General features: G+C 37.9%; 9 protein-coding genes and 1 pseudogene. 2 read left to right on the top strand and 8 right to left on the bottom strand.

Annotated elements, in window-relative coordinates:
• Both H9S92_RS03490 and H9S92_RS03485 read left to right on the top strand, forming a co-directional pair.
• Window positions 1-189: pseudogene (locus H9S92_RS03490) on the top strand (hypothetical protein); the annotation flags it as partial.
• Between the two features lie 47 nt (window positions 190-236).
• Window positions 237-1,301 (top strand): DDE-type integrase/transposase/recombinase, encoded by a 1,065-nt coding sequence (locus tag H9S92_RS03485; protein ID WP_187465330.1) that lies wholly within the window; start codon window positions 237-239, stop codon window positions 1,299-1,301.
• A gap of 254 nt (window positions 1,302-1,555) precedes the next feature.
• On the opposite strand, the gene H9S92_RS03480 is transcribed toward H9S92_RS03485, so the two are convergent.
• The 8 genes from H9S92_RS03480 to tnpC form a co-directional block, all read right to left on the bottom strand.
• Window positions 1,556-2,230 (bottom strand): T9SS type A sorting domain-containing protein, encoded by a 675-nt coding sequence (locus tag H9S92_RS03480; RefSeq protein ID WP_187465329.1) that lies wholly within the window; start codon window positions 2,228-2,230, stop codon window positions 1,556-1,558.
• A gap of 20 nt (window positions 2,231-2,250) precedes the next feature.
• The gene (locus H9S92_RS03475; RefSeq protein ID WP_187465328.1) at window positions 2,251-3,426 is read right to left on the bottom strand and encodes a hypothetical protein; all 1,176 of its coding nucleotides are present in this window, start codon (window positions 3,424-3,426) and stop codon (window positions 2,251-2,253) included.
• A gap of 128 nt (window positions 3,427-3,554) precedes the next feature.
• Entirely contained in the window at window positions 3,555-5,300 is a 1,746-nt protein-coding gene (locus H9S92_RS03470; RefSeq protein ID WP_187465327.1) for a hypothetical protein, read from the bottom strand.
• A gap of 95 nt (window positions 5,301-5,395) precedes the next feature.
• Window positions 5,396-6,136 carry a protein phosphatase 2C domain-containing protein gene (locus H9S92_RS03465; protein ID WP_187465326.1) on the bottom strand — a complete coding sequence of 247 codons (741 nt, stop codon included), beginning with the start codon at window positions 6,134-6,136 and terminating at the stop codon, window positions 5,396-5,398.
• 115 nt (window positions 6,137-6,251) lie between these two features.
• Window positions 6,252-9,416, bottom strand: a complete 3,165-nt coding sequence (locus tag H9S92_RS03460) for a WD40/YVTN/BNR-like repeat-containing protein (protein ID WP_222935960.1) — start codon at window positions 9,414-9,416, stop codon at window positions 6,252-6,254.
• 24 nt (window positions 9,417-9,440) lie between these two features.
• On the bottom strand, window positions 9,441-9,815 hold the full coding sequence (locus H9S92_RS03455; RefSeq protein WP_187465324.1) for a nuclear transport factor 2 family protein: 375 nt from the start codon (window positions 9,813-9,815) through the stop codon (window positions 9,441-9,443).
• Between the two features lie 189 nt (window positions 9,816-10,004).
• Window positions 10,005-10,952 (bottom strand): hypothetical protein, encoded by a 948-nt coding sequence (locus H9S92_RS03450; RefSeq protein ID WP_187465323.1) that lies wholly within the window; start codon window positions 10,950-10,952, stop codon window positions 10,005-10,007.
• A gap of 72 nt (window positions 10,953-11,024) precedes the next feature.
• The coding region (tnpC, locus tag H9S92_RS03445; RefSeq protein ID WP_222935959.1) for an IS66 family transposase at window positions 11,025-12,501 on the bottom strand (1,477 nt) is incomplete at its 5' end.

The raw sequence follows: 12,501 nt of genomic DNA, 5'->3' as shown, positions 1-12,501 counted from the left end.
GCTACTTACTACAACTGGAAGAGGCAACTTGCAGAACAGGGAGAGGAGCACTTTGGGAAACGCGTTCGTTCCCAGCAAATCCGCCAGCTCCAGCAGTTGGAGAAGGAGAATCGGCAACTCAAGGAACTTGTGGCCGAAAAGGAACTACTCATCCGTGCGCTCAAAGAGGCCCGGGAAAAAAAAACCTAAGCCCGGACGACAAGCGTCATGCCATCAAGCGTTTCAATCAAGAGGGCTTGCCCCTCAAATTAGCTTTGGATGCTTTTGCCATGACGCGCCATCAGTATTACCATCGCCCTTGCAGTGAAACTGAAGGCCACGTTCGTTCGGGCGCTCCTGCTTCCACCCACACGTCTTACTACGATGGTGAGGGACAGATTCATCAGCGGCCAAATTCCGAGATCGTCACCAAGATCAAAACGATCCAAGAGGACGACGATCTGCGTTGCGGATACAAGCGGATGACGGCTCAATTACAACTCGAAGGTTACCGCATCAACGCCAAGAAAGTGTACCGTTTGATGAAGGACTATGATCAGTTACTGGAGCGTCGACGAAGTGAACGAGGCCCTTACGTCAGTCAGCGTTGCGCCCGTCCGGATCGCCCGTTGACATTGCTGGAAATGGACATCAAGATGTTCTGGGTAGAGGAGTATCGTCGCCATGCCTTTGTGTTGACGATCATCGACACATTCACCCGCGTAGCCCTTGCCTACGAAGTAGGGTACTCGATGAAGTGGGCGACGGTGGCCAAGGCTTGGGAGGAAGTCATTATCAATCACCTACAGCCGGCAGATCTACTAAGTAAGGACATCCACGTGGAAGTACGCAGCGATAATGGCCCGCAGTTCTTAGCCACCCGACTGCGGGAGTTCATGGCCGACAACCATCTCGGTCAGGTATTTACCCATCCGTACACACCACAAGAAAACGGCCATGTCGAAAGCTTTCACTCGATTATCTCACAGGCTCTAAAGTATGATCGCTTTGCGACCCTCGAACAGCTGGAGCAGCGCCTGGTGCTGTTCTACGAAAACTATAACAATAGCCGGGTAAACTCCGCCACGGCGATGCTCCCACCACAGGTGTTTTGGCAAGCTTACGAGGCGGGCCTGGTCACGAGTCGGAAGGGGAAACGTGAAAAGCTGATCTTCGGCTTGAAGATACCGCGCTATCTGATCAAGAACGAGCTAGGGCTGATTAGTAGCGAAGCCGGGGATACGCACTGTAAACAGGAAACGGAAGGGCGAAGCAAGCCGAAGGCAGAAGCCCCTAAACAGCAAAAAATGGTCCCGCTCTGAGGGGCAAAAACCAAAATTTATTACCTTTACCGACCAACTTTCAACGGAACTGTAGAAAAGTCCGATTAATAGGGGGGCAAACCAGGGGCAAAAACCAAAATTTATTACCTTTACCAACCAACTTTCAACGGAACTGTAGAAAAGTCCGATTAATAGGGGGGCAAACCAGCCCGGTTGACGGTGGCGCAGTGTTGGGGCCAGTCTATAATTTAATTCTGATTACATTGTAGAAACACATAAAATTTCACTGTTAATCACTTAATTAATACTTTTTCAACCATAATCCCATCTACAAAAATAAACTGGAAGAAAAACTGGCCTTTGTTAAAATTACTAACGTTTAATCTCAAATTAGAATTACTTTGGAGATTATCAAGTTTCAAAACCATACGACCTAAATTATCATATATATTTAATTTTACAGGCCTGCTTGATAACCCAGAGTACTCTATATCTACAAAATTATTAGTTGGATTTGGATAAATATTTACACCTATGAGTTTATTAATTTCTGATGTCGAACTTACTAAACGCTCCTTTCCTAAGTAAATTAACGACAAGCCAATATTAGTACCTCCTGTTCCATCAGAGTACTCAAACATTCGCTTCAAAACTGAAACATCATCGTTTATAAAATCAATAGTTCCTAAATAATTATCTATTGATATTTCATTATTATCCAATTGACTCCATATACCATAAACAGTATCGCCTTCAATATTTACAGCGGAATAAGTAGAATCAGTCACGAAATTATATACTAATCCACTTAAATCAATCAACTCTGAATTGTCAATATCTGCTACCAAGATTGTATCATCTGTTACAATTTTTATTTCATTGACAAACCATTCATTCCCAAGAAGGCTTTGTGAAAAAACTATTTGCTTTACAGATACTAATGCAAAAAATAGAAATAAATATCTCATGTCGCTTGTATTTTATTAATTCAATTGAAGAATATGATAAGGCGATTGTCCATATTCTGAAATGTTTCTCTTCCTACACCAATATTAAGAAAAGAAAACACTACACCATATGGAGTGTCACCACAAAAGTGAAGTCCCTCACCTATTGTTCTTACACGAACTGTCTGACCGCAATCTTCTGAATAGACAAATCTAGTTATTTTTCCAGGATGCAGTGTATGACCTGGCAATGTATAATTGGTGATACTTTTACCTTCATCGTGTAAGGAAATAACAACAGGATCTGAGTTGATATTTACCAATCCACTACACTCTTCCAATGCCTGGTTTAAAATTAAGCCAGCTATTCCAGCTAAAAGTCTTAAATCATTCCCCCCTATAATTACTGTATCTCCATCAATAGCTGGTAAGTTTGTGATTTCATCTGTCAAGAGTCTATTATTAATTAGCCTCTTGAGAAATGCTATTGGATCAGTATCTAGAATATCAGCAGGAGTCTGTGGAAAATCTAAATATTGAGGAACTTGAAATTCTCTGTTATTTTTTATGAAATTATAAACATTATCGACAGTACAATTCGAGTTCGATTGTGAGTTACAAATTTCATTATCAACTTCATAGTAATGATAATCGTTGATTCCATTACGATAGTCATCTGTCAACCCAGAAAGTGTAGTTTCTGTTTGTTGGGCTGTCGGATTTGAAGGAATATTAGGAATAACAGGATCTACAACCTCCAAGGCAACACTTGCAGGGCTTAAACCACACTCAGACCCTAATAAAGTACACTCAATATCTAACACATCAATGAATTCCAAATTTGAAAAATCGTCTATCACAATTGATTCATCAAAAAATTCCTCTGATAATTCCTGACCTATATACTTATATCTAATAGTCATGGTCTCAAGACCTCCATTGGTTGTGACCCTTATAGACTCTCCAATCAAAGGAATGTTAGGCTTCATTATCCTAGCTATCCATGGATCCTCTCCTGAACCACAAATAGGTATTTCTTCACCAAAATCATTAAACCCTATTAGGGAAACAAAAACACCATTGAATAGGTACGTACAATTTGAAGAATTAAAACTTGCACTAGAATAGTCACCAAAATCAATCGAGCATGATTGAGCCTGGATATCGATAGACGTCATGCTCATCAAAAAGATGATCAAGTACATTACTTTTTTCATAAGTATTCTTACTTTAAATGTGATAATTGAATACATCGATAAGATAAGGTTTTTATTTAGATTGGCCCCAACGGTATCGCATAAACGCAGTTGCCAGCTTTTGCTGGCAATTGCCGTTTTATGCAATGTTATGGGCTGCCTTCTTTTTCATCTTTAAATAATTCTTTTGCATATTTCATTACATGAGTAGGTATTTTATTGACCTTTCTTTTGTCAAATTCTACATCCACAAAATTGGTGAAGGGACGTAACGAATTTAGTTTCTTTGCTTTGACCTCTCCAAGACTTCTATACTTTGCAGGTTCAAATTTGATGTTCTCGTGGTAATCAGAAATTAGTTTCTCCAATCTATTATTTCCTCTTTGCTTGAAAGTCTCTTGGTACAAAATCATTGTGTCAATATTCAAGACGATAATTTGTTGGACGTTCGAAGTGTCGAATTCCCCTTTTATCTTGGATAACTCTAATTCAAACCAATTGGAAATTAACTCATTGACAGAAAGTGAATCAAACTGCCTATCATGAATAATAAGAATTGGATAAATTTTTATGTTCTTAGGGTTATATCCTTTATCACATTTATCATAGTAAACTGTAAGAATTCTTTTGATATTCTCGATTATTTGTAGAACTGCTTTTTGCTCGATTTTGCCACCTTTCTCTATCTTGTAAAACTTTTCACTTAATGCCTTTTTTAGGGTTGGATAATCTCTTGATTGTTTTTCCTCACCTTTAAGGACAACATCTTTACTTTCAAAAAGAAATACTTTGTTCTTAAATCTGACATAGAAATCAGGTTCTGCTGAATATCCCTTTGCTAAAAAATCATCCCCCGATAAGTGTATCCAATTCTTCTTTGGAAATGAATTTCGCAGAATGTTATACAATAGTGTTCTTTCTGAAAAATTATCACAATGGTCTGACCTGAAATCTTTTATTTGCTCGTCTTTGCTGACTTCTTTATTTATTTGTAAACTAAATTGAAATTGAATACTCTTAAAAAGTTTTTCAACCAAGAATAACTTGTTTAAGATTCTATAATGTCCTTCATCAATTTTCAAGATTGGATTACTACGTAAAGTAATGAAATCTGAAAGTCTAAAATCATTCTCATCATTTATCGTAAAGGAATCAAAAAACTTACAATTCATTTCATAGTTTTCATCTTTGGCTATTGTGTAATCAAAAAACGATTTTTCTTCTTTCTGGATAATGGGGAAAATAATTGCTAAATATTTCTTTATCCAATCTTCCCATGAATCGCTATTATATTTGGATAGGAAAAGTTTCAGATGAGGATTAAGCTCTTTTCTACTCTCCAAGTATTTAAAAAAATCTATTGATTTAATTAACTGAATTATCATCAACTCTGACAAATTGTAATTAGTCAAATCGGAATCATGAAAATTCATCGCTAAAAATAGTCCAAGCATTCTTTCATCCTTTTCTTTCTCAGGTGGAAGATTCTTGTGACCTTTTTCTTCAATTATATCTTGCTCAGAATTTAGTAATAAATATGCCTTAAATAAATCAATTTCAAATTCAGCATCTGACTTTGTTCTGTTTTCATCGAAACTTGATTGCATTACAAATTCCATTAGTTTAAGGCTACTAATTATGTTTGCAATCGAATCTCCATTATTTAATTTGCTTAATAGTGCTTCTCGTAATTCTTTGTTTTCATCGCAAAACCAAATGCTAACCATGTCTTTGGGATTATGGTGCTTATGATTTGGATTTGCCACATTCACTAAGAAGGATATTGCTTTATAAATATCCTCTTTGCCAACTCCTTTGAAATATTCATGGAAGTCTAATGGTTCATCGTCGAACAAATCTTTATATCTTAATCTTTTTCCGATTCGTACGCTCATTTATTTTTTCTTTGGTTGCCCATAACGGTGAGTACACCTGCCGTACGACCGATAGGGAGTATGGTCATGGTGTACATTGTTACTATCCGTTCCATTTATTCGTTTACAATTCTTATCATTGTTAAATCATCACTAGGCATCAATCCATATTGATTCTTTATTTCGATAAGTGTTTTCTTTAATTTATTTGTGTTTTCTAATTCGCTTTTGTCTTCAAAGAATTTTGACATTATTTCTATTTGCTCTATATCATCATATGATTTGCCATCAAAGTTTTTAAAAGTATGAATTCCATCGGTTGAAATTGTCAAGTCTTCTATTTTGTTGACAGTTAATTTTTTAGTTCGGGTTTGATACCAAAGATTTTTATCCATGTTTAGATGATAACCTATGTAATCAGGCTTATTGTCGTTCTCATACTCTATGTTTTTGCCGTTCACATGTATCATGCCATCTCCGATTATGACAATTTCAGCTATAGATGATTTGATGTCAATTATTCCCAAAATCAAGGTTGAAAGAATTTCGTCAGATCTTAAGTCAAGTTGCCGGTTAATATTTGACAATTCTTCGAAGAGCTTCAGAGAAACTTGTTCTAATTGATCTTTAAGGTTCTTTGTAACGTTTTTTGCAAATTCTTCATATGACTCTTGCTTTGCAATTTTCCTAAGTAGTTTTCCAATTAAAGTAGAAGCGAAATGAGAATCTGTTCCACTTGAACAGCCATCCATAACCGCAATTAAATGCCTATCTTTTCCAGCTTCTTCAGAAACTAAAAAGTCTTCATTGTGATTGACGTGGAATTCTCCAATATGACTCAGCTCGTAAAATTTCAATTCTTGGTTCTATTTCCTTTTGTTATAATGGATAGTAACGTTGGCAGCTACGCAGTGCGACCGCTTAGGGAGCATTGGCGTAGCTGCGGTGTTGGCGGTTTTTTTTATGCATGATTCATTCAATCGATATTTCATCAATGTAAACTCCATGCTTCAAAGACCCTTTATTGATAAAAGAAATCTCTAGCTTTCCTGCTTTGCCAGAAATCTTAGAAACATTTATTTTCATTTCGTTGTATTCAGGTTGTATCTTTGTAAAATCAATGTCCCCCTCTAATGCCTTTGAAGCATTTAACAAAACATTAGTAGTTTTTAACGCCGAGTTATTGACACTTTCACTATGCAATTCATGAACTATACCAGAGTCTAACTCTTTGAAGAAAACTTGGATTTCGCCTTTTCCAATCTTATTCTTCGCAATACGTATTTTCAAATCCCTTGCATTTGCATGTACCCGAAAATCCCCAGAAGAAAACTTCACGGGAATCCCCTTTTGCGATGCTCTGAGTAGTGCAACCCCATCCACTATAAGAACATCGCCATTGGCGGTAGTCCAGGCTTCTTGATTGTCAAAGGAGGAATTGAGATTACTGGATATGTTAGATGAAATAATATCCAATTGCTTATTTTTTGGCACGGGAGAAGTTTGTGTCTGATTTAGACCTTTGGAATAAGGTTTTTTAGATAATGAAATATTATCAATCAATAATTGCGGATAAAAAAGATTATCAGAACGCTCAGCGATAAATTCAAATCTAATTGACACAACTCTATCTGAAAATTCTGATATATCCACTAGCACTTGATTGAAAGAATCACCTTCAGACAAGTCAACCATTGTCACCTCTTTGCCGTTAATTATTACCTTTAGCTTTCCATTTCTAATTTTTCCGGCTTTATATTCAAATGAAAAGGACTTTGCATCTGGGGGAAAGTATGCCCTTTCACGAGTTAATGTACTAGTTTGGTTATTTGTAAGAATTGCAAGAGAGGCAAATGATGATATATCTGTGAAAGGTAAAAAGGGTGGAAGATCGCGTGTTGATCTAAATAAAAATGCATCAGGTACTATGTTCCAACCCACAGTCCCTCTATCGAAACTACCATTGAAAATGCCTCTGATTCTATTAGTGCCGCTAATTACCATCGGGTCGAAAAAACTAAACTCTGGTTGTTCTCTACAGTTGTCATCGAGATAGCAATAGTAATTAGCGGAATCTTTGAGAGGGCGTGTTTTGTTGACAATTCTTGAGTACTTGTATCCATGCTGATCAATCGCTTCATTTTTTATTGACTTTAAGAAGTATTCATGGATTTCACTATGTCCTGGAGCCTTTTGACTCCAATCAACATTAAATGTTCCTTTGACTGGTCTGCCATAAGGATAAATTGGGTCAACAACTTGATAATAAGTATCATTAAACCCTGACCCGATCCAAGAAATTACTCCATTATTGGGCTTACGATTCTTAGGATAGTCAATACTATCTAAATTGGGATGATTATCAAAATCTGTTCCTACGACTCCCATCCCTAGATCCATCCCCCAATCATGAGGATCCAAATTGGTAACTTGATCAATAGAAATTCTATCTCTGTACTTTTCATCCTTTTTTAAAACAAGAAGCCTCTCAATTGCTTCTGTATTGACCACAGTTCCTCTACTATGCCCTATGAAATGCAGTCCACTCAAATTTATTCCTTCACTTTGACTAGACATTATCAAGCTTGAAAATAACCTATCTCCTGCATTTTCGCTTTGTCCCTCCTCCCAGTTATTGCTTTCTTCTTTCCAGTCAAACATCAATATATTTTCCCCTTTTTTGTCTGGGCATTTATCAGGCAAGGGTTCAAATACATTGTTTCTATGTTCCCAAATACAACCTCTATTATTTACTTTAGCTAGTATTGTATTCGCCATTGTATTCACCCATTCATCTTTTTCTGTAGGATTACTGCCAAACCAAAGTTGGTAGCCGTGAGTTATTACTGTTGTTCCAAAAACAACAGGAGAGGGTATATTTTCACTTGGCTTACACTTTTCTTTAAATCGCCAAACTCCTGTGTAAGTTGACAAGAGAAATGTTCCGTCAGGTAGGAAGTCAACTTTAGTGTCACCGCCGAGTCTTCCCATATAAGCAACACCTTCCCACGTGTCTCCTCCATCAATACTCTTATAAATTGAGTTACTGGGAGATGTTTTTAGGAAAAGTGTTCCATCGCTGCAAATTGGATAGAGGTCGGGATAACCACCTCCAAACCATATTTTTTTAAATGTAAGACCACCATCTGTCGACCTGTAAATTCCTTCACTAAATTGGGCAAATATAATATTTGAATTATTGGTTGCTCTATAAATCACCTTTGGAAGTGTCCACCAATTGAACTGCCCACTTTTAACTCTGGAGTCTTGGCTAGGCTCGTTAGTCAAACTAAATACTAAATAATCTTTATTTTGGCTGGAATTATTATATAAATAATAAGGTTTTTCTCTATTCTGAAATAAAAATCCATTGGCTTTATGGTGATATATTTCTCTTCCAATGTACGCTTGAATATAAGAACCTAAATTCCCTCCATATGTAGGTGTAGATAGTTCTAGTACTTCTTTCCAAGTACTTCCACTTTTAGAAAAGAGACTTACCCGCATAGAAGGGAAACCATGTCTGCAAATCATGGAAGCGGTTCCGTTATTTATAAATTCGAATCCAGATATCCTGGATACCCCTTCTACCCTTTCAACTATCAATTCCCATTGCTTTAGGTCATTACTACGATAGTAACGAATTTTGCCATCGTCAGTTACAGAAAATTTTTCACTCGCTAAATAAAAGTAATTTCCATCCGTCGACAATGATATTGGAGATTTATCAATTTGAAAATTATATTCCCCTATCGTATCTGTAAAAATTTTGGAAATTTGATTACTTTTAATCGTATCCCATTGATAACCGTCGGTTGATTTATACATTACAAAAGAATAAATTAATTTATTACCATAGAGTACATCAACCTCCCCCGAGGCCTTGACAACCTTGTATCCACAGAGTAATCCAAGTCCTTTATTGTTAAAAGAAGACTTCATACCTAATACGCATAATGGGTTTGATCCATCTTTAAATTTCATGAAATCAACCTTGTCACATTGTCTGTTTTCACGAAACCCTTCATAGCTCAACGGTTCAATGTATAGTGGATGCCTCTTGTCTATGCAATTTTGTCCCAAAATTTTGGATAAAAATCCAAAATATATTAATGAAAGGAGTAAATAATGTTTCATATAAAATTTAATGTGTTTCATTTCTTAATTAGGAGTTACAAAGTCTACCTTCCATGTCCCGTTTTCGCTTATCAGGCGAAGTGGATCTCTTTGGGCTTCGGTTGCAGGCTTTTTGTAGAAAACATACGCTACCTTTCCAACGATTGAATCTCTTAACTCAAAGTCATCTACCTGATGTGGTGTGCTTGTTTTTGCTCCCATTTTAATTAGAAAATCCAAATACTGGGCAGTTTTGAGAGTACAATACTTTTTTGCCTCCTCGACATTCTTCTTATCCAAACTTTTGATGAATTTTCTTGCTACTGCTTGTGGCGAGTTTTCGTTATTTAAAACACTTCCTCCTTCATTTCCGCAGGAACTAAAAATAAACATTGCCAAGACTAAGATTTTAATTTTCATATTTTTTATTGTTACCGCTAACGGTTTGGCGCTTGGCGCAGTGGCGGATTTCGGAGCACAAAACTGTCAATACTCCACAAAAGTTGATGCGAGGTAGAATGTTCAATTAACCACGTCACCCGCCATTGAGCCAAACGCCTGTTATGCCCAGTGTTTCCTTTACTATGTCCATTCTCCAAATTATCTAAATTATTCGTAAGCCTTTATTTTAGTTCTTGAGAATCCGAAGTTCACTCCAGCCATAGCTATAATGTTGTTTACATCTGTAAAATTCTTTCCAAAAGTTGAAGTGATAAAAAAGTTTTCAGAAATTTGATAACTTCCAATTGCAGCTAGTCTGTAATCAGAATAATTTTTACTTGTAAAGTCAAATCTCTGTAAATATTCCAATGAAATACAGAATTTATTTATATCATAATTGAGCCTTGTCCCAACATCCAAAAGGTCTGCTGTTATGGTGTATTCTTCAAACTTTTCATTGTTTATATACCTTGTTAATGCAGTAATGTAAAAGTCGTTTCCTTTGGGCCTGTAGTTAAATGACATCCACGCTGCCCATCTATTTAGTTCTAGGTCACTAAATGAATTTGTTACAGAACCAGCACCAATCGCAGCTGCTAAATCAATCGTAAAAATTGGTTTTGAAATGAGATTAGAGTAGTCTGTTTGAAGTTTTTTAATTTTTTCTAGATCTAAATCAGCAAGCGCATTTTCTAGTTCTGATTTAATCGCATCTAATTTCCCAATATTATTTGTACCATACGTTTGAAATAATCTCGTTCTAAAACCACCAGCAACATAATTTGAACTGTCAGATTTTACAGTAGCAGCAGATATTGAAAAATTGTAAAGAATAGGAAACTTGTTTTTATACATTTTTTCTGCCGTTAATTTTGGATGTGTAGCGAGCCAAAAAGGTACAAATTCCATAGCACCACCAGTTCCTTGAAAGAAGCCTAAAACGCTAACACCAAAACCTTGTGGGGTTGTAGGTCTTTCTATTGATGAAGGCGCATTATCTAATAATATAAACCCAGGCGAGGAAGGTGTTTCTAAATTTTGAAACTTAATATCATTAGTTGTGTTTTGAGCAAATAAAATGCAAGTAGTAAATAGAAAGAAGAAAGCAATTGACAAGAGGTTTATTATGTATCTCCCTTTGAAACTTGCAATTCCATTTTCAGGTGCTTCACCTTTGTCTATTCGTAACTATTCAGGGTGTCGAGCCAGCTTCATATAGTCACAATTTCCCGGAGTGAAGAGGTTAACGAGTTCTTCTACCGGGTCCGCCTGCCGCTTTATTGCAGTAGCAACAAAGGAGCGAATGTCCATAAATTCCTGGGCGGCGACCAGCGAACGGAAGCCTCCAGATACTTTTTGACGGACCTTATTCATGCGCAGATCCCTTTCCGCCTGATTATTATCAAACTGAGCCAATGCATGCGTCATAAAACGTAACACTTCGTCTTCATTGTCTCTTAGTCGCAGCAGTAGGTTCACCGTTTTGGTTTGAGCTGTTCGCCCGCGCGTACTCCCGTCCTCTTTAACGGCCGGAGGATTTTGCTTCAGCCCGATCGCAAGGAGCTCGCGGTATTTTTTTCGGTGGCGGCCCTGCCATCGGCGATCAACGACACTGGTGGAGGATTCGACTTTTTGTCGCTTTACTTGGAGCAAAAGTTTGATGAAGGGATCGGCCCATTCTCCCTGTTTATCCCGATCAATAGCATAGATAAGGTCACGTAGCAGATGGGCAACACATAAGGAGTGAGTGGCTTGGGGATAGGCATGATAAGAGTGATAGTCATCCCGGTGCAGGATTCCTTCAAACCAAGTGAGCACATCCATCTCATCATGTGCTTCACGTCCTCTCTTGGGATGAATCATGAACAAACTGAACAATTCCGTTGCCGCCACATGTACCCAGTGTCCGATACCTTTGACCTTCATACCCGTCTCGTCAAAAAAGCCGCACAGGGATGCTATTATGGAAAAGCGTAACGTCTCCAGAAACTCCGGTAATTGGCGTGCAGCACTCTTGCGAAAGTTGTCCAGCGTTCCGGTACTCAAGTTTACGCCAAAAACCTTCAGTAACTGCTTGGTCCGAAAAGCAGGTATGAATTGAAAAGCTGATAGATAGACACTGATCGCTTTGACTCTGGGGCCGTACTGGAATTCGTGCTTGATATCTTCCGGGCAACCAGCTGCCTGCCATTGGATGGCACAGCATGGGCAGGTCTTGATTTCAATCCTGTGCTCGGTAACAATCGTTTTTAGCGGTGGAATATCTTCCACCTGCTTGCGAATAAAACCATCCGGAGATACTCCTGATAAGTTAGATCCGCAGCCCGGGCACGCGGTGATCGTGTAGGGGATAATCTCGTCGGGATTGTCGATCAGGCGGCTCTTGCTTCCTTTGTGCCCCGATTGACCGCCGGGATTTTTGCCCGACTTTTCCCGTAGAGACCTTGCCTTAGTAGGCTTGAAGTCATCCTTGCTTGGCGGCTTGGAACTATTGCCACTAGTAACCGCTAACTTATCTTCAAGCTTCTTTATCGTCGCTTGCTGAGCTTCGCAGAATGGCATGAATAAGTCCACAAGCATCAAGCCCTCAGCACTAAGCGCCGGGCGGAGATTATCAACTTCAGCCTTAAGTTTTGCGAAAGTCATGCCGAAAAGTACTACTAAT

It is taken from the genome of Neolewinella lacunae, assembly GCF_014349155.1.
Lineage (GTDB): Bacteria > Bacteroidota > Bacteroidia > Chitinophagales > Saprospiraceae > Neolewinella > Neolewinella lacunae.
Note: the sequence above shows the minus strand (reverse complement) of the source record. Positions and strands in the feature narration are given on the sequence as shown.

Excerpts from the sequence above, each read along its gene's own strand:
- H9S92_RS03460 (WP_222935960.1), bottom strand. The coding sequence starts at position 9,416 with ATGAAACATTATTTACTCCTTTCATTAATATATTTTGGATTTTTATCC.
- H9S92_RS03455 (WP_187465324.1), bottom strand. The coding sequence starts at position 9,815 with ATGAAAATTAAAATCTTAGTCTTGGCAATGTTTATTTTTAGTTCCTGC.
- H9S92_RS03470 (WP_187465327.1), bottom strand. The coding sequence starts at position 5,300 with ATGAGCGTACGAATCGGAAAAAGATTAAGATATAAAGATTTGTTCGAC.
- H9S92_RS03480 (WP_187465329.1), bottom strand. The coding sequence starts at position 2,230 with ATGAGATATTTATTTCTATTTTTTGCATTAGTATCTGTAAAGCAAATA.
- H9S92_RS03475 (WP_187465328.1), bottom strand. The coding sequence starts at position 3,426 with ATGAAAAAAGTAATGTACTTGATCATCTTTTTGATGAGCATGACGTCT.